Here is a 23,079-nt window from a genome sequence, read left to right as displayed (position 1 = left end):
ACGATTGTTGTTTACGTATTTTATCGTAATCTTTTACGTAATGCGGGTTTTGATTGAATTAGAAAAGTTATAACTATTATAAATTTGAAAAGATTCTAAATAAGGATTTCGAAAAAATGTCGTAAATTCATAAGAATTTTATATATGTTTTATTTAAATGGAATATTCTTAACGTAAATTCTATGAAAAAATTACTTACACTTTTGCTATTACTATCATTGACAGTAGGTTGTAAATCTACAGCGGGCAAAACTTCAGATACACAAAATACTAGTTCTGAATACGGAAGTCAGGAAGATCAAATGAAATATTACTTTACGGGAACCGGGAATGAACCTTTTTGGGGAATAAAAATGGGCAATGAGAATATTGAGTTTACATCCTTAATTCCGGGAAAGGAAAAACTTGCTTTTCCTGCAACCGAAGTCATAAAGGCAATGGATGCTAATATAAAAATGTATAAAGTAAGTAATGAAACAGCAAGTGCGACAATCACGATTCAGCAATTAGAATGTCAAAATTCGATGTCGGGAGTAATCTCTCCTTATAAAGTTTCAGTTGAAATTAAAAATAACACCGAGCTTACTAATACAAAATTGAGCGGATGCGGGAATTATAACACTGACTATCGCCTTCATGATATTTGGGTTTTGGAAGAACTAAACGGTTTCAAAGTTTTTGCAACTGATTATCAAAAAGAATTGCCAAGGATTGAAATAAATTCTTCAGAAAATAAATTTATGGGTTACGGAGGTTGTAATGCAATTAGCGGGAGTATTTTTTATGAAAAAGATCTTCTGCGATTTTCTAAAGTAGTTGCAACTAGGATGGCTTGTGCACAAGGAAATAAGGAGGATCAATTTATAAAAGCGCTGCAAAGTACAACTACTTATTCTATTGGAGATAACAGATTGACACTTTCGAATCCGTCAGGAAAATTGTTAGTATTTAGAAAGGTGGATTGATTTGAATTTCGATGTTTTCGAATAGTTTGTCATTCCTAGGAACTAGGAATGACAAACTTGTGAGAAATTGGTATTTGGAATTTAAATTATTGGAATTTAAAAAAATTATTCAAATAATTCCTTAGGATCCTCTTTTTCTTCTTCAATAAAATCAAGTTCTAAAGCTCTTACCGTTTGCACCGCATTTCCGGCAATACCACGAATCGATCCGTACATTCCTAAAGTATTATGTACTACTTTTTCGATTTGTTTTTCGCGTTGTTTCCAGATTCTCTGCATCGCTCTTTTTTCGGCATCAAGATCTCCTTGCATTTGCGTAAAACCTTCTACGATTCCTTCAATCTGCAAACGGAATTCGTTGCTTGTTAAAAAGTCATACAACATCGACATTTTATCGCCTTTGTTTTCCTGCGCCTGAACCGCCTGACTTACCTGAATCAAAGATTGTCGCAGAACCGCGCTTAAACCTTTAAATTCTTCATAAGTACAAATCCAGATGCCGTCGCGCATTCCCATTCGGTCCATTCCGGCTGGCATTACTTCGGTTACTAAAACACCGATATTCGCTCTTTTAGTTCGAATATCATTTTTGAATTTCTCAATCCAGGATGGCTGAAAAGCTTTGGTACGCTTGCTTTCGTAATAAATAGAACCGCAATTTTGCAGTTCGCGTGTGTTTACAATCTGAAGACAATCAGCACCATTGGCACCTTTTTTAATTTCATCAATACTGTCTAACGGAAAATTATTCGCCAGCCATTCTTCGATTGCTAATTCCATTACTTCGCCTTGTAACTGCATAGAACCTTGTTCCTGCTTGCGTTTCATTTCTTCGATTAACTTTTTCTGATCGTCAGATTGTTTTTGATATTCTTTTATTTTTAATTCGTTTTTTTCTTCTTCCTGTTTACGGATTTTATCGCGTTCCAGAACCAAAGTAGCGTTTAATTGCTTTTGAGCTTCAGCTTCGATGGCTTCTTTCATTTCCAGTTTTTCACGTTGGAGTTTTGCAATTTCGCCTGTCATTTTATTCAATTCTCGAAGTTTCTCTGATTTCTCAGAAAGTTCTTTTTCCATTAAGGTCAAACGATCTTTATTTTCTTCTTCGAGTTTGGCTTTTAGTTTTTCGGTGATTTCTTTTTCGGCTGTCTTTTTTTCGCGTTCTAGGCGTTCAGCGAAAAGTTCATTTTCCTGTTTCTTTTTGGCTTCAAAGTCGGCTTTGGCTTTTTCGAATTGTTCATTTTTAAGTTCCAATTCTCTGGATTGAGCATTGGCTTTTTGTTGAAATTCTTTACGGATACTATCTTCCAACTGATGTTTTAATACATCATTTACATCGATTGGTGTCCCGCAATTTGGGCATATAATTGAAGATTGCTCAGCCATTTTTATTGATTTTTTTAACGAGAATTATAATTTGCTAAGGTATTTAAAAGTTCTCTTTTAAGTGCAAAACAAGTTGTGATAAATTGTAACGTTTTTTTAGCCACGAATTCACGAATTTTTATTTTTTAAAATCTATGCGCAAACAAAAAAAAGAAATTCGTGAATTCGTGGCTATTCTTTTTTCAATAAAAACTCCACGGCAGTTTTCGTAATCTCAGAATCATCTTCTTTTGAAGTAATTAACGAAACATCCGTAAATAAATTGACTTTTTTCAGTTCAATAAAACCAATTTCGGCATCCTGATTATTCTTCGCAATATTAGAGGGAACAATCGAAATTCCCAAACCATTTTTGACCAATTGCACAATCGAATTGATGTTGTTGGATTCGTGAACAACTTGCGGTTCAAAGCCGTAAAAAGCACAAAGCTCTAATAAAATGTCATGATAATGTGGTGCGTAATCTTTATTAAAAAACACAAAAGTTTCGTCTTTTAGTTTCGGAATCTCTTCTTCAGATTTAATTTGAATTAAATTCTTATTGTAAACTACCGAAAACCCATCCTGAAACCACAATTGCGCTTTTATTTTAGGAGATTTTACAGGAGACCGAATGATGCCCAAATCAATTTTTCCTTGCTCCAAAGCTGAAATTTGTTTGGTTGTGGAAACTTCAAATAATTTGAAATTCACATAAGGAAATTGTTCTTTCAAATGTTTGATCAAATCTGAAATAACAGACGAATAAATCGAACTGATATACGCGATTCTAAATTCGCCGGAAACATTTTCAGCAATCTTTTTTGTTTTAACGGAAATGCGTTCCAGATCTTGAAAAAGTTCTTTCACTTCTTTTTCGAAATATTTTCCAGCTTCGGTTAATTCGACTTTTTTATTATTTCGGTTGAATAAGCGCGCCTGGAGTTCTTCTTCCAATTCCATAATCTGACGACTCAATGGAGGCTGGGAAATAAATAGTTTTTCTGAGGCTTTGGTAAAGTTTAATTCTTCGGCTACAGCCAGAAAATATTTTAAATGACGTAATTCCATGAATACTTATTAAGTATTAATAATTGACAAAATAAGTATTTTTGAAGTATATATGAAAGAAATACTTTTACAAAAAAGTTTTGCCACAGATTAAATGATTAAAAGGATTTTTGAAATTGTGCGCAAATTTGTTTGCCACGAATTGCACAAATTTTACAAATGCAAGCGATCATTAATTCGTGGACATTTGTGAAATTCGTGGCTAAAGAATCTTTTTAATCCTTAATCTGTGGCAAAAAAAACAAAAAACAAGAACTATGAAAAAATCAACTATTGAAGAAATCAGAGAACGTTTTGATAATGATGTCGAACGATTTTCAAATTTAGAAACCGGACAAGTCGCAACAATCGACGCTACCATTTCTTTAGAATTAATTACGGAAGCTTCGAAAAGAATTGTTCCGAATGCTGTAAACGTCTTGGATATTGGCTGTGGTGCCGGGAATTATACTTTGAAAATGTTGTATAAGTTGCCCAATTTGAATAGTACTTTGGTTGATTTGAGTTTGCCAATGTTGGATCGAGCATTCGAAAGAGTTTCTTCAGCAACCAACGGTAAAGTAGAAGTAAAGCATGGTGATATCCGTGAAGTTGAATTACCGGAAAACCATTTTGATATTATTTTGGCTGGAGCAGTTTTACATCATTTAAGAGATGATCAGGATTGGGAAACAACTTTTACTAAAATATTCAAATTATTAAAACCGGGAGGATGTTTTATGATTTCGGATTTGATTACACAAGATACTAACTTGTTAAATGAATATACCTGGCAGCGTTACGGCGATTATTTAGAAGGAATTGGTGGAGCAGAATATCGTCAGAAAGTATTGGATTATGTAGAAAAAGAAGATACGCCAAGATCAATGAATTATCAATTGGATTTGATGAAGAAAGTTGGTTTTACAAGCGTTGAAATTTTACACAAGAATATGTGTTTTGGAGCTTTTGGCGGGATTAAATGATTTTTTTTTTTCGCCACGAATTCACGAATTATTTTTTTTTAAATCTATGCGCAAAGTATTTAAATTAATTCGTGAATTGCTTCGCCCGTTCACTATCGCTCGGGTCGTGGCGGAAAACTATGCAATTTGTTTTGGTGCAGGAAATTTATTCCTCAAATCAAAAACCAATTGTGAAGGACCGTTTTGCTGTAGATAATCTAACTTTTCTACGGCTTCTTCAAGTGTTGGAATATGTCCTTTCGGAATCCACCACATTGCTGTGGCTGCTTTCCCGAATTTTAGAAACCATTCTTTTCTACGTCTTAAAAACTCGCTATGAAAGGTTTTGTACATATAATGTTCTAAAGTTTCGATGCTTTCCCAAACCGAAACGTTCACAATGATCTGTTCGTCATTGTATGGGTTTAAGTTTGTGGCGTTATAAGTGTCATCTTTCAATCTCCAGACAAAGCCTTCGCTGTCTTCGGCTAACTTGTTGACAAGATCCAAATTATCTACAAATTCCTTCATGATCGGGTCGCTTATGGTAACTCCTTTCATTTTGGCAATATTAATTTCGGCAAGATGATATTTACTCATGTTTAACTAATTAAAGATGAAGCAAGTTAATTTATTGGTGCCTAATTATTGTAACTATTTATAATAATTGTGTTGTTTTATAAACCTGAATAGGAGAGGCAACCAGACCTTCGCTTTGCTTGATAAAATCCTGTAAATATGGTTGATTGTTATGGATATCAAGTCCTGACTGATCTTGCCATTCTTCCCAAATAATAAAAACATTTTCAGAATGATGAAGATCATAACGTACGCAAGCTGCTTCTTTTCTGGTTTCGGTAACCAAATGATTTAACATGCTTTGTAGTTGTTCTATGTTTTCGGTTTTGCTTTTAAATAATGCTGTAATTGAGATCATAATTGTGAAAATTTAAAGGTTAGAAGTTAAAAGTTTTTTCTAAGTGTTTGGTGTAATTTTCTTTAAAGATGTCAATGTTTTCGGCAGTGGCACCTTTTTCAACGTCGTGGAAATGAAAACTTTCTAGTTTTTCCATACCTACAAATTTATTCATTTTATGGAAACCAAACATAGCTCCGTCATCTACAGATGTTTCTTCGAAAAATTCTCCCGGAAGTGTGAAAGCGGTTGCAGGCGCATTCCAACTTGTGGTAAGCATGTATTTGCGTCCGTGTAATTGTCCTCCGGTTCCGTAATTTATGTCCGGATTGGTTCTGGTTCTTCCGTCACTTCTGTAAATTCCTTTGTTGTGTCCGGCTGTGAAAACATCGTCAATGTATTTTTTGAAAAGATTAGGTAATTGAAACCACCAAACCGGTGTGTGATAAACAACAACATCGGCCCAAACGAATTTGTCTACTTCTTCATCAAGATCAAAACCTTTTTTGATGTCGGTTGTTTTAATTTCGAATTGCTTGCTGTTTGTTAAGTATTCGATTGTCCAATCGGTAACGGTTTGGTTAAATTTTCCGCCTGAATGTGCGAAATTTTGACTTCCGTTGATGATAAATATTTTTTTCATGTCCTTAAATCTTCTTATGAAATTTTGAGTGTGAGGGATAGAGGCGTTATCTCCCGATTTAGAAAGACAAGGCTTTTTAGCCGTAGTTTTTGTTAATCGGGAATATAGCCGAAAGCCCGACCCCGCTTTTTCTGCGGGGACACACCCAAATTGTTTTTATTATTTTTTAATGTATTGAGTATAATTTTAAACACATAGAAACATAGTTTTCTTTGGCTAAAAAAGAATGTGGAAAGAAACTAGTTTCTCACACATAGCTATGTGTTTTTAAACTAAGTGAAATGCCTTTCTGCGTGCCTATTGGCTATGTTTCTATGTTTTTAAATATTTTTATTTTGCTTTTGAAATGGCCTGATTGATGAAGTCTAATTCAGAGCCAGATAAATCAAAATCCATTGCTTTTGCGTTAGAAATGGCTTGTTCTGCGTTTCTTGCTCCAGCCAAAACGATTGTGATTCCTTTTTGTAAAGTCGTCCAGCGTAAAACCAATTGTGAGATTGAAATGTGTTTTGCATTGGCCAATGAACTCAATTCTTCAACTAAAGTTTTTACTTTTTGAAGATCAAATTGACCAAAATAACCATTTCTATGATCGTTGTCTTTTAGTTTGCTATCAGTGAAATATTTTCCGGTTAATAAACCTCTTTCCATTGGGCTATAAGCAATAATTCCGATGTTTTCTGCAAGGGTTAACGGAAGCAAATCGGTTTCTATTTTTCGATTCAGCATACTAAACGGAACCTGGTTTGATGCTAATTGAATTGTTTTTTGCGCTTCCTCAATTTGCGAAGCACTATAATTACTAACTCCCGCCGCTCTGATTTTTCCTTGTTGAATCAAAGTTTCAAGCGCTTCCATCGTTTCCTGAATTGGCGTTGTAGAATCTGGCCAGTGAATTTGCAATAAATCGATATAATCGGTTTGAAGACGTTTTAAGCTTTGTTCGACTTCTTTAATAATGTTGCTTTTTGAAGCGTATTTGTAAATCGGGATTTTTTTTCCGTTATCATCGGCATCGAAAAAGAAATCGCCTTTTCCTTTATTGCTTCCGTCCCAAACTAAACCAAATTTGGTCAATAACTGTACTTTTGAACGATCATGAGATTTTATAGCTTCGCCAATCATTTCTTCGCTTAAACCAAATCCGTAAAAAGGAGCGGTGTCTATTGTGGTTACGCCATGGTCGATTGAAGCCTGAATGGAAGCGATTGAGTCTGCTTTTTCGTTTCCGCCCCACATGTTTCCGCCAATGGCAAATGCGCCGTATGTAATAGTTGATAATTCAAGTTCAGTATTGCCTAATTTTCTATATTCCATAATGTAGTATTTTTAAATCTTAAATTTCACTTGGCAAAATTATACCATTTTTAAGAGTGTTAACTTGTATATATTTGTCTTTTTTATGTAAATTTGCAACTTCAAATAATTTACTGCATCATGAAAAAAGAAAATTTATACGAGCCGTTTACCGTTTCCTTTGAAACTCTGGATGAATATCCGGATGTGGGAGATCGTCATAATTTCTTTGAATTGGTTTATATTTTGGAAGGAACAGGTTCGCAATGCATCAATAAAAATATTTTTGAATATGATGCGGGACATATGTTTTTACTGACGCCTGAAGATTGTCATAATTTTACTATCGAGACGAAAACAAAGTTTTTCTTTTTGAGATTTAATGATATTTATTTGAAGAACTCCAGTTTACAAAATGAAAACATTCAGCGTTTAGAATATATTTTGCAGAATGCGAATCATCAGCCGGGCTGTATTTTGAAGAATGATGCCGATAAATGTTTGGTAAAAGTGATGGTTGAGGCGATTTGTCGTGAACATCAGGATAAAGATGTTTACAATCAGGAATTGATTCAGCAATTGGTGAACACACTTATTATTATTGTAGCGAGAAATATTGCAAAGTATTTACCGGAACAGGTGAATGTGGGAACTGAAGGGAAAGCGATGGATATCCTGCAATATATTCAGAATAATATTTATTATCCAGAGAAAATAAAAGCAGAGTCATTAAGCGAATATTTCGGAATTTCGAATACTTATTTAGGACGTTATTTTAAAAAACATGCTGATGAAACAATGCAACAATATATCAGCAATTATAAAACTAAACTGATCGAACATCGTTTGCAATTCAGTGATAAGCGTATTAATGAAATTGCGTATGAATTTGGTTTTACGGATGAAAGCCACTTTAATAAATTCTTTAAAAAGCAAAGAGGGAATAGTCCTTCGGAATTTAGGAAAACGATTCGAATTAGCGCGTGATAAAATGGCACACGGATGACACTGATTCGCAAGCGAAAACACGGATTGTCACGGATTTTTTTGTTTTAGATTGAACGGATTTAATCTTGATTTTCTTTGCCGGTTATAAAATCGAAATGTTCTGTTTTGCCGTTTTTCAGATTGTTGATTTCGTTTTTTAGAAGTTCTTCTAATGATTCAGCTACTATATTTCGTTCCCAGGATTCGTTTTGAAGTTCTATGATTTGTCCGAATTTTCCTTTTTCGGCAGGGTCTGTATCATAGATTAAATAATCGCCATTTCTTCCTGTTGCAAACGGAATCCATTTTGGGTTTGCGTAGTTATTGGTTTTTATTTTATCAAAATCTATTTCCAGTTCCGGAAGATCGTCTTCGTCAAATTGTAAATCTTGTATAGAGTTCCATTCGTCTTTGATGTCTTCAAACGGAATAAGATCGTAAGTCCAATTGTTGATCAAAAACTGAAAAGCAGAAGTTACGGCATCGTATTCTACGTTTTGAACTTTATAAAAATTTTGAAGAGCCGGCGGTATTTTGATTTCTTCTTCTAATTCAGAATGTTCTTCTAAATTTTCTGCAGAAATCCCCTCAGTGAGATTGTAATAACGATTGTCTGATTCAATAATTTTATTGATTTCGGTAATCCATTCTTGCCATAAGGATTCGAATTGTTTAAATTTTTCATCAATAGGCAGGCTGGGCTTTTTAATCTTTTCCTGGTAAGCAGCTATGTCGATCGCTGTTATTTTATCATCATCTTTATTAAACCAAACGCTGATTCCTTTAAGAATAAAGGCACCGCTGTCATCACCCTTAAAAAGTTTTACAAGTTGTTTTTTATTGGTTGTGTAAAATTCAAAAAGATTTTGATCTTCAAAAATAAATTCTCCTGAAAAAGACTGTTTTGAGCAGAAATCATAAGTTCCATAATTTAGATCCAATAATAAATTTTCTGCTTTTTTTCCCTCTTTAGAAAATGCAATTAAACCATGATTGTCCCAAGTATAAATTTGGTTATGCTCACTCTTTTTTAATCTTGCTTCGCCTAAAATTGTTTTTAAAACCGCTATTTCAACAGGAAATTCGACAGCAATATCATTAATTTTAAATTCTTTTTTAGATAATGAGATTTTTAATGACATACTATTTTACGGATATTAGAAATATTAGATGATTTTTTTTATGACACGAAGTTTGTGGGTATGTTTGTTCAATTCCGGATTGTAAATTCCTAAATGGTCTAAACGGTCAATACGAACTTTTCCACTTGCGTGAATGATGTAATTGTTGTCCATAATGATTCCGACATGAATGATGTTTCCTTCGTCATTGTCAAAAAAAGCTAAATCTCCAGCTTCGCTTTCTTCGATAAAACTTAAAGGTTCTCCTTCAAGTGCTTGCTGTGAGGCATCGCGATGAATTTTATAGCCGTTTAGTTTGTAAACCATTTGCGTGAAACCGGAACAATCGATTCCGAAAGGTGTTTTACCTCCCCATAAATAGGGAGCGTTCAAATACATAAAAGCGGTATTTATTAAAGCGCTTTTAGGTTTTACACCACTGGTTTTTGTTCCTTCGAAATCAAAGTTTGATGTATTGATTTCGCTATTATTTAAAAAAGATAATGATGCGCCAAGCGGAATTGGTAATAATAAATTATCCGGCGCACTGATATAATCAATCAAATCAGCATTTAAGATAATTGCTTCTTTGCTTAACTGATTGTAATTGGCTTCAGAAATTACCTGATATTGTTTCGAATCTACCCAGCCTTCATAGTCATCAAACTGAATTTTTATTCGGGCCCATTGATTTTGACGTTCTAAAATTTCGATGTGCTCGCCAAACAAAAGTTGTGTAACGATTTCACTTCTGTCACTTGGTTCAGATCGAACGGGTACTATGGCTAGATTGCAAATTCCGAACATTTAGGGTAATTTATAAGTTGAAAATTGGGAGTTATTATTTTAACAACTCCCAATCTATTGTATTATTATTTAAGCTCTTTCGATAACAATTGCAGATGCTCCACCACCACCATTGCAAATTGCAGCAGCTCCGGTTTTAGCATTGTTTTGTTCTAAAACATTTAGTAAAGTTACGATGATTCTGGCTCCTGAACAACCTAAAGGATGTCCTAGTGAAACAGCACCGCCATTTACGTTTACTTTATCGTTATCCAGATCAAGGATTTTTGAATTGGCTAATCCAACAACTGCGAAAGCTTCGTTGAATTCGAAATAATCAACATCTCCAATGGCGATTCCAGCTTTGTTTAAGGCTTTTGGTAATGCTTTTGCCGGACTTGTAGTAAACCATTTTGGTTCTTGGGCGGCATCTGCGTAACCTTTGATGTACGCTAAAGGTTTTAATCCTAATGAGATTGCTTTTTCTTCAGACATTAAAACTAAAGCAGCAGCTCCGTCGTTGATTGTAGAAGCATTTGCAGCAGTAACTGTTCCGTCTTTGGTGAAAACAGCAGCTAATGAAGGAATTTTATCCAATTTTACATTAGTGTATTCCTCATCTTTAGAAACGATAATTGGTTCACCGCGTCTTTGTGGTACTTCGACAGGAATAATTTCGTTGTCGAATTTTCCGGCATCCCAGGCTTTTGCACTTCTTTCGTAGGATTGAATAGCAAAATTGTCTTGGTCTTCACGGCTGATGTTGTATTCAGATGCACATAAATCAGCGCAAACTCCCATTGCGTTGTTATCGTAAGCATCTGTCAAACCATCTTTTTGCATTCCGTCAAGCATAGTTGCCGGGCCAAATTTAGTTCCGTTACGCATTTGTATGTAATGCGGAATCAAGCTCATGTTTTCCATTCCTCCGGCAACTACAATTTCAGCGTCACCACAAGCAATAGCCTGAGCAGCGAACATTACAGCTTTCATTCCGGAAGCACAAACTTTGTTTACAGTTGTAGCAGCAACTTCTTCAGACAAACCTGCGAAAAGCGCGGCCTGACGTGCTGGAGCTTGTCCAACTCCTGCCTGAACAACGTTGCCCATAAAAACTTCATCAACTAATTTTGGGTCCAGGTTAATTTTTTGAAGTGCGCCTTTTATAGCGGCGGCACCTAATTTTGGTGCGGGTACGGTAGATAAACCTCCCATGAAACTTCCGATAGGTGTTCTAACGGCAGAAACGATAACAACTCTTTTGTTCATTTTCTGTTAATATTAGTTAATCAAGCAAATTTACTCTTTATTTAAATAAATTCAAATTTTGTATGAATATGTATCAGTTTCATTGGATTTTAAATTTAATATCAATTTTTTGTTAATTCTATTTGTTTGATTGTGAAGTGGTTTAAAAAAAAGATTGAAAAAAGTTTAAAAAAAGCACACAAATAGTTGTGAGATATGGAATGTTGTCTTACATTTGCAACCGCAAAACAGAACACGTTTCTTGAGCTTGGAGAGGTGCCAGAGCGGTAATGGAGCAGATTGCTAATCTGTCGACGGGTAACCGTCGCCAGGGTTCGAGTCCCTGTCTCTCCGCTTAATTTTTGCCTTCGGGGTGTAGCGTAGCCCGGTTATCGCGCCTGCTTTGGGAGCAGGAGGCCGCAGGTTCGAATCCTGCCACCCCGACAGAAACTTTGCCATAAAGTTTTAAAACAAATGGACGCATAGCTCAGCTGGATAGAGCACCTGCCTTCTAAGCAGGCGGTCGAAGGTTCGAATCCTTCTGCGTTCACATAAAAAGCCATTCAATCGAGTGGCTTTTTTGTTTTATTAAGATGGCTTAGTGGTATATATTAGCTGGATTTAAGATTTTGATTTTCAATCATGACATCCCTAAGTTAAGTAAAGAATAAGGACGCATAGCTCAGCTGGATAGAGCACCTGCCTTCTAAGCAGGCGGTCGAAGGTTCGAATCCTTCTGCGTTCACCAAACCGATCAGATATCTTTTTAGATATTTGATCGGTTTTTTCGTTTAAAATCTAAATTTTTACTAATTATTTTGTTTTTTTAGCAATTCTTCGATTTAGATTGTATTTTAATTACAGTAGCTTTTTCATAGATTAAGATAAGGCTGAAAGCCTTGTCAATAGTGGCTTTTACTTGTGTGAGTAGTGCTTTTTTGTGTAATTGGTTCGAAATCCTCTCTTGATGAGGTAACAGGATTCGAACCATTTTAAATGTTTGATTTATAGTTGTTTATTTTTTTAAGAGATTTGCTAAATTGTACAAAAGTCTTAATTAGACTGTGTTTTTGAAAAAAAAAATTGACTTCCAATTTTTTTTAACTCCGTTCGAACCACTTTGGTAGCAAGATGACAAATCAGTTTATTCTAATATTTTTCCAGCCTGAATATTACTTGATTAAATTTTGTTAAAAAAAAATACTCTCGCCATAAATACAGAATTTCTTCAGATTTCATCTTCAACTTTGCCTTATAATTAATTCTCTTTCTATGAGGAAAAACTACGTTTAATTTCTATTCAACAAGCGTAATTAGTAATATCTAATCTTTTCTAACATGTTAAAAATCTTCCTCTTATTCCTTATTGGTATGACTTCGATTTGTGCGCAAAACACAATAAGTGATACAATTGCTGTGCAAGATACAGTACCTAATTTAAAGTTCAATTACAAACAATTAATCATTCCCGGGGTTCTTTTGGGATATGGATTTATTGGTTTGGAAAGTGATCAGCTTAAGAGTTATAATTCAGAAATTAAGGAAGAAGTAAATGAGGATATTGATCATAAAGTTTCAATTGATGATTTTTCTCAGTGGGCACCTGCAGCTTCTGTTTATGCACTTAATGCTTTTGGCGTAAAAGGGAAAAATAACCTGAAAGACCGCTCTATCATTTTGGCGAGTTCATATTTGATGATGAGCGCTTCGGTATTTGCCCTTAAGAATATCACAAAAGTGGAAAGACCCGACGGATCCTCCAATAACTCCTTTCCTTCAGGGCATACAGCTACTGCTTTTGCGGGAGCCGAATTTATGTATCAGGAATATAAGGACCAATCCATTTGGTACGGAATTGCAGGATATGCAGTAGCAACAGGAACGGGACTTTTTAGAATGTATAATGACAGGCACTGGCTTACAGATGTTGTTGCGGGAGCAGGTATAGGAATATTAAGTACAAAAGCTGCTTATTGGATATATCCTTATCTGCAGAATAAGGTCTTTAAATCCTCAAAAGAAAATAAAACCACATCGATGATTATGCCTTTTTATAACGGAAAAGAACTGGGATGCAGTTTTGTAAGGCAATTTTAAAGCAGTAAATAATTTAGGAACTACAAAATTAATTTCCATAGGCAGATTATGTAAGTCTCTCTATGGAATTTATGTTTTTATAAAACAAGAACCTGCAAAGCGCCCGGAAGTATGCTTACTTTTATTTTATTTGTTTTTAAATTATACTGTTCTCCGTCAATTTGGGCATCAATGAAGATTTTGGAGGGCATTTCGATTTGAATATCTTTTACGAAACAGTGTTTTGCCTTTTCAAATTTTTCGATGGAGTTTCGAAGAACATGATAACCCAGCATAATTTTTTCAAAAAAGGACAATTTCGGTATAATAATCATATCGAGTAATCCGTCGTGAAGACTTGCTTTTGGGGTTAGACTCATATTATAACCCATTTCGTTTGAGTTAGATATGAATAACATCAAAGGATCTGTTTCCATAATCTGATCGTTAAAATGCACAATAGTTTTTTGGGATTTAAATTCTAAGCTGGAAGATAATGCAGCCTTGATATAAGCGGGAAGTGTTCTTTTTCCTGCTCTCTCATATTTCTTGATAATCATGGCATCAATACCGATACCCATATTGCTGAAAAAGTATTTGTGATTGAGTTGCCCAACATCCATAACTGTTGAATTTCCTTTTTTTATAATACCAATCGCTTTGTCAAAATTTCTGGGAATATTCAGGTTAGAGGCCAGCCCGTTTCCTGAACCTACCGGAATAATTCCTAACTTAATTGAAGTTCCCACAAGGCAAGAAGCTACTTCGTTGATGGTTCCGTCTCCGCCGCAAGCAATGATATAATCAGGATTTCGAGTAATAGCCGCTTTTGTGAGTGCTATGGCATGCTTTTTTTGGTTGGTATAATCAACTTGAATTTTATATTCCTCTTTAGAAAATTGATTCAAAAGATAGGAAGCAGATAGGTTGTGTTTTCCACTCCCGGATATAGGATTGATTATAAAATGAATGTAAATCATTATTTTAAAAGTTTATTGGTAAAAAGAAAATCGGCAGTCTGGTACCACGAAATTGTTTCTTCTAAAAATGACTCGTCGATAGTAAGAGCTTTAAGACTATTGTCTTTTTTGTTCCAGCAGTAAAAGGCCTGTTTTTTCTGGTCGGATAAAATCATTACTTTTTCCTTTTTCATCAAAACGAGTTTGCGATACGTTCCCATTAATGCCCTTTGCTCAAAATTGGCATCCAAAACATTTTTTCCAAAAAAATCAGATTCATAATTCCAGTGAAACAAAGAAAAAAGGGTAGGCCACAGGTCAATTTGCGAACACTGTTTGGCTATTTTTTGATTCTGATTCTCTGGTAAATTCACAATGAAGGCTGGAATATGGTAATTGGCAACATCTATTTCATCTTTGCCGGCGCTGCTGGCGCAATGGTCGGCAATGATTACAAATACTGTGTTTTTAAACCAGGGCTTTGTTTTGGCTTTTTTGAATAATTCTTTCAGTGCAAAATCGGTGTATTTTACCGCTCCCTCGCGGCTTGTTCCCGATGGAATATCAATCTTTCCTGAAGGATAAGTAAAAGGCCTGTGATTGGATGTTGTCATTACAAAATTGAAAAATGGCTTTCCGGCTTTGTATTGCGAATCGGCAACTTTTAGCATTTTATTGAAAATGTCCTGATCACAAATTCCCCATGCATTCTCAAAAGTTACTTCGTTATCATTTATGTTATGACGAACGGTTTTAATTGCGTCGCTCAAAACGCTTCCTCGTCCACGATCATAAATCGTAAATCCGTTGCCTCCAAAATAGGCATTCATATTATCAAAGTAGCCGTCTCCTCCATAGAAAAAGTTACAATCGTATTCTCGGGTTTTAAACACATTAGAAACCGTATAAAGATTTTGATTATTAGGTCTTTTAACGATGCTCTGGCCCGGCGTGGGAGGTATACATAAAGTAACGGCTTCCATGCCTCTGACCGTTCTTGTTCCAGTGGCATATAAATCCTCAAAGAAGATACTTTTTTGGGCAAGGCTGTCCAGAAACGGAGTTATGTTTTCTTTGTTTCCGAACTCCTTAAGAAAACTTCCGCTAAGACTTTCGACCAAAATAAAAACAACATTTTTGTTTTTAAGGGAAGCGGCACTGTCTGTTATTTTTCTGTGAATGGAAGAACCACTTTTAAAATAAACAGCATTATCAGCTGCCAGTTTCTTTCTTATAACACCAAAAGCTTTGTCATTATGAATTGAAGTATAGAAGTCAACATATTTCATCTGGTTATTTCTAAAAGCAGCAAAAAAGGAATAAATTCCTGATTTTGAAATTTCAGAATTATACCGGTTGGAAGACCATTCCGCCTGATTATTGGTAATAAAGAAGCTAAAAAACAGAGCGACAATTATAGCTGAAGACAAAACCGAAAGTCTGGTTTTTAAAGTTGATTTTGAAGTAAAAGTTGTTGTAAAAGCTTTTTGCTGATAAAAAAGAAACAGAAATGCTGCACTTAGCAGTAAAACTCCGCCAATTAGCAAAGGAAGCGGATAAGACTGTTTAATATTGGATACAACTTCATGTGTATAGATAAGATAATCAACAGCTATAAAATTAAATCTTGTTTTGAATTCATCCCAAAATGTCAATTCGGCAAAAAAAGTAAATACAAGAATAAAGACCGTGAGTGATGTGAAAAAATAAACAAGGACTTTATCTAATATCGAGCCAATCCATTTATTAGGCATAAGGCTATAATACAATATGCTGCAGAGTGAAATGAAAACAACAGTGCCAAAATCAAAAAACAAACCTGTCAGGAATGTTCTTAAAAGAGCAATCAAATTCCACGAAACTTCATCATATTGCCATATGAAAAAGGAAATTCTAAGCAATTGTGAAAGCATTAAAAACCAGATAATGAAATGAAACAGCATTGAATACCTGCCGTATTTTGGGGATAATTTATTCATGTTTTTATACTATTAAAAAGGCAAATTTTATAACCTAATTCTGAATTTATTTTGAATTTTGGTTTTTATTGGGAAATCAGAATTTATAACTGTAGCCAAAGCGAACTACCTGTGTCTCATAATAATCCTTGCTGGTGTAGCGAAAACCCTCGCCCTGAATTTCTTTTTTTATTACCAGTGTATTGAAGATATCGGTGGCATTTATGAATACTTCGCCTTTTCCTTTCTGCACACTCTTTTTTACACCAAGATCAGTAGAAAAGCGAGAGTCAATTTTTCCCTGTGGAATAATGTCCGGAGCCAGATAAACCATAGAAACCTGTCCGGAAAGTGTTTTGTTAAATTGAAAAGTATTATTCCATTTCATATTACCTGAAGTAACTTCCTGAAGACTTCCGCTATAAGTTGACGCAACTGGATATAAATTGGTAACCGTAAAAGCGTCTATAGTATTTTTATATAAATTTCCATTCAGATTAAAAGAATACCAAGGCGTAATTTCTTTGGCAAAGACAAGCTCAATGCCAAAAGAAGAACTTTCCATGGCATTTTGGAATACATTATAAATGATTGGGCTGCCGGGAACCGTTGTTGCAATTCGGGTAATGGTACCGTTTACAACCCTATAATAAAGTGAACCTAAAAAATAGCCCTTTTTAAAATCATTTTTATATCCAACTTCAAAGGCAGTTGTGTACTGGGGACGAAGGGCAGGATTTCCTACTTTAATAATTTCAGCATCATCGTACTTAGGAAAAATACGAATATCGACTTCATTAGGCCTGTCAACACGGCGGTTGTAAAAAGCGGTAAATTTATTTTTATCATCTATTTTGTAAGCGAGTTTAACACTCGGAAAAGGTTCTGTATAATTATAACCGTCACTTTTATAAGTAGGGTGATTGGGGTTTACCTCATACTTTAGCTGTACATATTCATAACGCAGTCCCAACTCAGCTTCAATTCTTTCTGTTTCATAAATATAGTTTCCATAAATAGCAGGAATGAGTTCTTTATAAGTGGCCCAACCACCTGCATTGGCATCGATAGGGGAGTTTTCGCCCGGAAAAAACTGCATGTTGGTTGGAATTTCCCGATTTCTAAATTTAATTCCCGTTTCAAAACGACCGTATTTTAAAGGCTGAACATAATCTAAATTTAAGTCGATTACTTTTTCATCTGAAAGTAATTTAAAGGCATCTTGTCCTGTAGAAGCTGGCAGAATATTATCAAAGAAATATTTTTCATCTTCCTGATGGTACGTGTAATTAATTCCCGCATTTAATTTTCGCCCAGCTTGTCTAAATTTATGCTGGTAAGAAGCGCTTGCCATCACGGTTGTCTTAAGCTCATCTTCTAAAAATTGCCATAAGCGCAAACGCTGAGAATAATCTTGGTTAAAAAAAGGCTCATCTCCGTGATCGATAATTTTTTCGCTTCCAAATAATCCGGAAAATGAAAAAGTATTCTGGTCGTTATAATTCCAGTCGATTCCGGTTTTAATAGTGGTAAAATGTGTGTCGCGATTTCGTTTGGTTTGCTGGTTAATTATGGTGCCATCATCATAGGTTCTGGTTACAAACTCATTTTTGTTTAGGGTTTCAGTATACAAATAATCGGCTTGTAAATAAGTGTTTACTTTGTTTTTTCTGTAATTTAAAGACAGGCTCGGATTGATTTTTGGTGTCATGTGATATTGATCTCTAATTGTGGGAAGATTTGCTTTACGCTCCCACAATGCGCCATAACCCGAACTGATTCCTATTTTACCATTTAAGCCATCCTGCTTATTTTTTTTATAAATGATATTGATGATTCCGGCATTTCCGTTTGCATCATATTTAGAAGAAGGATTATTGATAATTTCAATTTTTTCGATAGCAGAAGCAGGAATATTATCCAGCCCCGACTGGTTTCCAAATCCTGTCAATGCCGTTTGTTTGCCGTCAATTAAGATGGTTACTTTATCATTTCCTCTTAACTGTACTTTTCCATTCTGAACCGTAACACCGGGCAAACTCTGCATGGACTGCAGAACTGAACCTCCGCTTTGCGTAATATTATCAGCTACTGCAAACACTTTTTTATCCATTGTTACAGGATTTTTTTGTGTGCCTGAGCTTACAGTTACTTCAGATAAAGTATTGATGTCTTCTTCCATTTCGATAGCTCCAAGATCCAGATAATCGGAAAGGCTGCCAACAAATACAGGTTGAGATTTTGTTTTAAAACCAATTGAAGTTACCTCCAGCGTAAAATTCCCTGAATTCACTCCTGTTATAGTAAAGCGCCCGTCTTCGCCGCTAACAGTTCCAAAGAAAATTTTAGGATCTTTTGAAGATTTTAAAACAACATTGGCGTAAGGTATTGCAGCTTTGGATTTACTATCTGTAATAATTCCCGAAAGGATTACTGTTTTTTTCTGGGCAGATAATTGCATTACGGCTAGCAGAAGAAAAGAGAAGAGCAGTAGTGTTTTTGATTTCATTTGTACTATTTAAAAAAAGAATAGTACAAAGCTCAAAAGTGATTCTGTAGGAAGTTTGAATTTTTAGAAAATTACTTCAAAAATATGCAGATTTTCAGTAAAAGAATAACGGATATTCCAACGATTAATTTCGCAGATTTTTTTGATAATAGCCAGTCCCAGCCCATTTCCCTGCGATGACGGATTTACTTTTGAAAAACGATTAAAGATGCTCTGCGCTCCCAGCGGAGTTTCTTGGCCGGTATTGACAAATTTAAGAGAATTATTTTCTATGATAATATCAATTACACCATTTTTTATATTGTGGCGAATGGCATTCAGAAATAAATTATTAAGCAGTACTTCTGTAAGTGCCGTATTTCCTTTTGTTGTAATGCTATTTATAAAATGGGTATTGATTGTTATACTCTTGGATTGAGCCTGTTCCATAAAAAAATCGAGATGTTTATCAATATATTCGTTGAGAACAATAGTATCATGTTCCAGATAACTTTCATTATCAATTTTAGAAAGTAAGAGCAGGTTTTTATTGAGTCTGTTTAGTCTTGAAACATCTTTATTGAGAGATCCCACCAATTCAGATTGTTCGCGGGTTAAATCCAATTGCTGGAGCGTGTCAATTTTAGTCTGAAACAATGCCAATGGGGTCTGGAGTTCATGAGCTGCATTTTCTACAAATTCTCTCTGGCTTTTATAAATAACAGTGTTTTTTTCGATTAACCGTTCCAGACTTTTATTAAGGCGGTCAAATTCATCGATATCTGTGGCAATAAATTGGGGCGCATTGTTTTTATCAATTTCAAATTCCTCAATCTGGCTTAGTGTGTTATAGAAAGGTTTCCAGATTTGTGCAGCCGATTTTTTGGATATCCAGATAATCCCTGTCAGCAGGATAATGATGATAAAAAGAAACATGAAAGCAACGCTAATGACCATTCCCTCCATTTCTACCAGATTTCGCTTTTCGATATAAGTATATTTTTTTCCGTTTATTTCTACCGGGGCATACAGTATACGAAATGGCTCTTTTTCATTGGCCATGGCTTCAAAAATCATCTCACCAACGATGGAATCTTTGGTTACGCCCATATCGGGCACAATAGTAACATTATGATTGTATTTGTTCCATGCCGCAATGTCAGCAGCTTTATAATTGCTATGGCTTTCCTGCACAAAAGCCCCTTTATGAAAAAGCAGTACTTCATCTGTTTCATAAATATACAGCCACTGGCAGGTATAATAAAATACCGGCGCCGCTATTAAAAGTATTATAATAGCATAAATAAGAAAACTGTTGGTGGTTTTAAGAAGTAGTTTTTTATTGCTCATTTTCCCATTTGTATCCCAGGCCATACACGGTTTTGATATAATCGCCACTGCCGGCGTGTGTTAGTTTCTTTTTAAGGTTTTTGATATGGGCGTATATAAAATCATGATTATCGAGCATATCGGCCATATCACCGGAAAGATGTTCTGCAATTGCCGATTTTGAAAGCACTTTATTTTCGTTGCCAATTAAAAACAAAAGTAAATCTAATTCTTTTTTGGTGAGATCTAGTTTTGTATCATTTACAAAAACTGTTTTGGAGAAAACTTCGACTACAATTTCATTAAAAATAACACTATTGCTTCCTTTAAAATTTTTACGGCGAATGAGTGCCTGCATGCGAACCAAAAGTTCTGCGAGATGAAAAGGTTTGGTCAGATAATCATCGGCACCAAGATTAAATCCTTCCAAACGCGTTTCAAGGTTTTCTTTTGCTGAGATAATAATTACACCTTCGGTTTTATTTTTGGCTTTTAACTCTTTTAAAATATCAAAACCATCGCCATCCGGCAGCATAAGATCCAATAATATACAATCGTAATCATAACTGTCTATTTTGGTGAGTGCCAAATTATAGTTTTCGGCGGTTTCACATTGAATGCCGTTTGTTTTAAAATAGTCTTTGATGCTCTGCGCAATTTCGCGCTCATCTTCAATAATCAAAATTTTCATGCTGCAATTTACAAATGAATTCTGAAGAAAAACTGAATAAAAGGGCTCTTTATTGAAATTAATCATCCTAAAATGTTTTAAAATAGCAGATTGTAAAATTCTTACCATCGTATGACGGGGCTATAAAAGATGTCGATTTATTTTGTTCACCATGAAATAATTTCCTTGTAATATAGGGATTCATCCAGTAGGCAATTTTGGTACTCAGAATTCCAATTCCTGCACCAGCTGCTACATCTGTAAGCCAGTGCCTGTTGTTGTACATTCGAAATATTCCAGTACCGGCAGCAACGGCATACCCCGCTACGCCATACCATATTGATTTATCCTTATATTCCTGATATAAAAATTCAGCCCCTGCAAAAGCGATAGCGGTATGTCCTGATGGAAATGAATTGTTGGAAGATCCATCCGGGCGTTCTACATTAGTAACTGACTTCAAGGCAAAAACAGATCCTACAGTTAAAATTGTTGAAGTCGCCAAAATTACAGAACGGTCGCGCATATTGTTTTTTCCTTTGACTCCGAACGCATTAAGCGCATAAACAGAAACCGCAGGAACATATCTCGAAAAATCATCTATTGTAACCTTTTTATCAATGTCCTCTGTAAATTCGTCGCGGATTTGAAAGTTAAAACTTTTTATCTGGCCGCTTTCAGCACCCCAAAAACCATATCCTATTAAAACGCCTGGAATAATAAGTTGTTTATAATTGAATCTGATATTTTTAACGGTGTCATTTATTATAGAATCCTTAGAAAAGGTATTTTGCCCTGAAGCTGAATAAACCAAAAACTGTAAAATAATAAGGATGATTGTTTTTCTCATCAAATTTTGTTTTGTTATTGCAATAGTATATTGATAATTAAGTATTTAAAAGTATCACAATTTTTTACGCAATTTAAAAATGTGAATAGTAAATTTAATTAATTGTAAATACGGATCAATATTTTTTGGAAATAATATTATCTGGGCACAATTGGATTTATGAATATATAAAGAAAAATTACGTAGAACGTTAACTAGTATCTATTTTATTAAATTTTAGTTAATGCCTTATTTTACTATCTTATATATCATAATAAACACTCAAGAGAATCGGCTAATAGTTTCAAATCTTCCAGTAATAGGTTCGTGTTCACTCCTTCTAAGTTCACTTAAAAAGCCATTCAATCGAGTGGCTTTTTTGTTTTCTGCAATTCCCGAAAAATGAAATTGTTCTTTATCATCTTTTTTATAAAATGTTTGCACATAGTTTGCACATGAAGACCATAATTCAACCTTTATTATGGCATAATACACTGTCTGAAGGATTACGTATTTTGGATAACAATGAACTTTAGTGTTCATTTTTTATTAGTTTTGAAAAACTAAAGATAAAACTTAGTCATAGATGCGACAGAACCTTTGTAAAGGCTGTTACAAAAATGTTGCTGGATTTTACTGAAAACTGCTGTATGACAGATTCTTCAGTTTTAATGAATTCTAACTTTTCAAGGTAGTTTTGACAACAATAGTTTGATCTTAGCTAAGACCAGTTCAGGTTCATCAAGCTGGATAAAATGTCCTGACTTTATTGTTGTTATATGGGTGAAATCAGTCACTCCGGCCTTCAGTGATTCCTGTGCATCGTACCATAGTTGTCTATCGGTCATATCATGTTCAGCATCAATTTTCATACTATTTATTGCAATAACTGGAACGTCAGGTAAATTAGGCAGTCCTTTCATGTATCTGAAATCCTCGATTAATTGCAGGGTTTCTAATGCTATTCCTGAATTAGCGCCATAATCGGCCTTAAAAGCGTTATATAGGGAGTCTATCTGACTCTGCGAAAAATGGTTATACTTTTCATGAGAAGCATCAACAAATACTAATCCAGCAACTTTCTCTGGATTTTTTACAGCAAAATCCCTAATGATCAATCCTCCCAATGAGTGTCCTACAAGCAGTACTTTTCTACCGTTTGCAAATTTATCAATAACCACTTCAAGCTCACTTCTTAATTTATTGATGTCTCTGGGCGTATTAGTGCCAGATTCTGATTTTCCGTAACCGGCTCTATCGTATAATAAAATATCAGAATCTAAAGTATTAGATATGGATACAATCTCTGAGGATTTTCCGGTACTATACCAGGATGTATGATCATTCCCGAGACCAGATTCAAAAACAACTAAGTATTCTGAACTTTTAGATACTGAGTAAGCCATTAATTTATGTGTTCCTAACTCT

At 34.8% G+C, this 23,079-nt stretch carries 21 protein-coding genes and 4 tRNA genes; 8 read left to right on the top strand and 17 right to left on the bottom strand.

Annotated features, from left to right (window positions below; genetic code table 11):
* The first annotated feature begins 182 nt into the window (after positions 1–182).
* On the top strand, positions 183–965 hold the full coding sequence (locus B0M43_RS21870; protein WP_078005383.1) for an META domain-containing protein: 783 nt from the start codon (positions 183–185) through the stop codon (positions 963–965).
* A 105-nt stretch (positions 966–1,070) separates the two neighbouring features.
* Here B0M43_RS21870 and B0M43_RS21865 read toward each other — a convergent pair whose 3' ends face one another.
* Positions 1,071–2,351 carry a DUF2130 domain-containing protein gene (locus B0M43_RS21865; RefSeq protein WP_078005382.1) on the bottom strand — a complete coding sequence of 427 codons (1,281 nt, stop codon included), beginning with the start codon at positions 2,349–2,351 and terminating at the stop codon, positions 1,071–1,073.
* Between the two features lie 171 nt (positions 2,352–2,522).
* On the bottom strand, positions 2,523–3,401 hold the full coding sequence (locus tag B0M43_RS21860; RefSeq protein ID WP_078005381.1) for a LysR family transcriptional regulator: 879 nt from the start codon (positions 3,399–3,401) through the stop codon (positions 2,523–2,525).
* Positions 3,402–3,658: 257 nt separating this feature from the next.
* Here B0M43_RS21860 and B0M43_RS21855 point away from each other — a divergent pair, with 257 nt between their 5' ends.
* The gene (locus B0M43_RS21855) at positions 3,659–4,366 is read left to right on the top strand and encodes a class I SAM-dependent methyltransferase (RefSeq protein WP_078005380.1); all 708 of its coding nucleotides are present in this window, start codon (positions 3,659–3,661) and stop codon (positions 4,364–4,366) included.
* Positions 4,367–4,483: 117 nt separating this feature from the next.
* Here the strand turns inward: B0M43_RS21855 and B0M43_RS21850 are convergent, their stop codons facing one another.
* The 4 genes from B0M43_RS21850 to B0M43_RS21835 all read right to left on the bottom strand — a co-directional run bounded on the left by B0M43_RS21850 (position 4,484) and on the right by B0M43_RS21835 (position 7,221).
* On the bottom strand, positions 4,484–4,945 hold the full coding sequence (locus B0M43_RS21850) for a DUF3291 domain-containing protein (protein ID WP_078005379.1): 462 nt from the start codon (positions 4,943–4,945) through the stop codon (positions 4,484–4,486).
* A 58-nt stretch (positions 4,946–5,003) separates the two neighbouring features.
* Entirely contained in the window at positions 5,004–5,282 is a 279-nt protein-coding gene (locus B0M43_RS21845; RefSeq protein ID WP_078005378.1) for a putative quinol monooxygenase, read from the bottom strand.
* Positions 5,283–5,301: 19 nt separating this feature from the next.
* On the bottom strand, positions 5,302–5,904 hold the full coding sequence (locus B0M43_RS21840) for an NAD(P)H-dependent oxidoreductase (RefSeq protein WP_078005377.1): 603 nt from the start codon (positions 5,902–5,904) through the stop codon (positions 5,302–5,304).
* Between the two features lie 330 nt (positions 5,905–6,234).
* Positions 6,235–7,221 carry an aldo/keto reductase gene (locus B0M43_RS21835; protein WP_078005376.1) on the bottom strand — a complete coding sequence of 329 codons (987 nt, stop codon included), beginning with the start codon at positions 7,219–7,221 and terminating at the stop codon, positions 6,235–6,237.
* A gap of 120 nt (positions 7,222–7,341) precedes the next feature.
* Between B0M43_RS21835 and B0M43_RS21830 the strand changes: the two genes are divergently transcribed.
* A complete protein-coding gene (locus B0M43_RS21830; RefSeq protein WP_078005375.1) occupies positions 7,342–8,187 on the top strand; it encodes an AraC family transcriptional regulator in 846 nt (281 codons plus the stop codon).
* An 80-nt stretch (positions 8,188–8,267) separates the two neighbouring features.
* Here the strand turns inward: B0M43_RS21830 and B0M43_RS21825 are convergent, their stop codons facing one another.
* From B0M43_RS21825 to B0M43_RS21815, 3 genes are all read right to left on the bottom strand, one after another.
* The gene (locus tag B0M43_RS21825) at positions 8,268–9,329 is read right to left on the bottom strand and encodes an SMI1/KNR4 family protein (protein ID WP_078005374.1); all 1,062 of its coding nucleotides are present in this window, start codon (positions 9,327–9,329) and stop codon (positions 8,268–8,270) included.
* A gap of 24 nt (positions 9,330–9,353) precedes the next feature.
* On the bottom strand, positions 9,354–10,115 hold the full coding sequence (locus B0M43_RS21820) for a C40 family peptidase (protein WP_065450404.1): 762 nt from the start codon (positions 10,113–10,115) through the stop codon (positions 9,354–9,356).
* Positions 10,116–10,184: 69 nt separating this feature from the next.
* Entirely contained in the window at positions 10,185–11,363 is a 1,179-nt protein-coding gene (locus B0M43_RS21815; RefSeq protein ID WP_078005373.1) for an acetyl-CoA C-acyltransferase, read from the bottom strand.
* A 249-nt stretch (positions 11,364–11,612) separates the two neighbouring features.
* Between B0M43_RS21815 and B0M43_RS21810 the strand changes: the two genes are divergently transcribed.
* The 5 genes from B0M43_RS21810 to B0M43_RS21790 all read left to right on the top strand — a co-directional run bounded on the left by B0M43_RS21810 (position 11,613) and on the right by B0M43_RS21790 (position 13,439).
* Positions 11,613–11,696 (top strand) — tRNA-Ser (locus tag B0M43_RS21810).
* A 15-nt stretch (positions 11,697–11,711) separates the two neighbouring features.
* Positions 11,712–11,786: transfer RNA gene (locus B0M43_RS21805), tRNA-Pro, on the top strand.
* A gap of 32 nt (positions 11,787–11,818) precedes the next feature.
* Positions 11,819–11,892, top strand: a tRNA-Arg gene (locus B0M43_RS21800).
* Positions 11,893–12,013: 121 nt separating this feature from the next.
* Positions 12,014–12,090 (top strand) — tRNA-Arg (locus B0M43_RS21795).
* Positions 12,091–12,680: 590 nt separating this feature from the next.
* Positions 12,681–13,439, top strand: coding sequence for a phosphatase PAP2 family protein (locus B0M43_RS21790; RefSeq protein WP_078005372.1), 759 nt, complete (start codon positions 12,681–12,683; stop codon positions 13,437–13,439).
* A gap of 77 nt (positions 13,440–13,516) precedes the next feature.
* Here B0M43_RS21790 and B0M43_RS21785 read toward each other — a convergent pair whose 3' ends face one another.
* From B0M43_RS21785 to B0M43_RS21750, 8 genes are all read right to left on the bottom strand, one after another.
* Positions 13,517–14,398: a diacylglycerol kinase family protein gene (locus B0M43_RS21785; RefSeq protein ID WP_078005371.1), complete on the bottom strand. Its 882-nt coding sequence runs from the start codon at positions 14,396–14,398 to the stop codon at positions 13,517–13,519.
* The gene (locus tag B0M43_RS21780; RefSeq protein WP_078005370.1) at positions 14,398–16,356 is read right to left on the bottom strand and encodes an LTA synthase family protein; all 1,959 of its coding nucleotides are present in this window, start codon (positions 16,354–16,356) and stop codon (positions 14,398–14,400) included. Before B0M43_RS21780 ends, B0M43_RS21785 begins: the two co-directional genes overlap by 1 nt.
* Positions 16,357–16,432: 76 nt before the next feature.
* Positions 16,433–18,844 carry a TonB-dependent receptor domain-containing protein gene (locus tag B0M43_RS21775; protein WP_078005369.1) on the bottom strand — a complete coding sequence of 804 codons (2,412 nt, stop codon included), beginning with the start codon at positions 18,842–18,844 and terminating at the stop codon, positions 16,433–16,435.
* Between the two features lie 63 nt (positions 18,845–18,907).
* Positions 18,908–20,197 carry a sensor histidine kinase KdpD gene (locus B0M43_RS21770; protein WP_246860165.1) on the bottom strand — a complete coding sequence of 430 codons (1,290 nt, stop codon included), beginning with the start codon at positions 20,195–20,197 and terminating at the stop codon, positions 18,908–18,910.
* Entirely contained in the window at positions 20,163–20,843 is a 681-nt protein-coding gene (locus B0M43_RS21765; RefSeq protein ID WP_078006111.1) for a response regulator transcription factor, read from the bottom strand. Before B0M43_RS21765 ends, B0M43_RS21770 begins: the two co-directional genes overlap by 35 nt.
* A 67-nt stretch (positions 20,844–20,910) precedes the next feature.
* Positions 20,911–21,672, bottom strand: coding sequence for a phosphatase PAP2 family protein (locus tag B0M43_RS21760; protein WP_078005368.1), 762 nt, complete (start codon positions 21,670–21,672; stop codon positions 20,911–20,913).
* A gap of 261 nt (positions 21,673–21,933) precedes the next feature.
* Positions 21,934–22,194: a hypothetical protein gene (locus B0M43_RS21755; protein WP_078005367.1), complete on the bottom strand. Its 261-nt coding sequence runs from the start codon at positions 22,192–22,194 to the stop codon at positions 21,934–21,936.
* Positions 22,195–22,337: 143 nt separating this feature from the next.
* Positions 22,338–23,057 (bottom strand): alpha/beta fold hydrolase, encoded by a 720-nt coding sequence (locus tag B0M43_RS21750; protein WP_210418036.1) that lies wholly within the window; start codon positions 23,055–23,057, stop codon positions 22,338–22,340.
* Between the last annotated feature and the right edge of the window lie 22 nt (positions 23,058–23,079).

This window comes from Flavobacterium sp. KBS0721, assembly GCF_002007065.3.
Classification (GTDB): domain Bacteria; phylum Bacteroidota; class Bacteroidia; order Flavobacteriales; family Flavobacteriaceae; genus Flavobacterium; species Flavobacterium piscis.
This window is presented reverse-complemented; position numbering and strand designations above follow the sequence as displayed.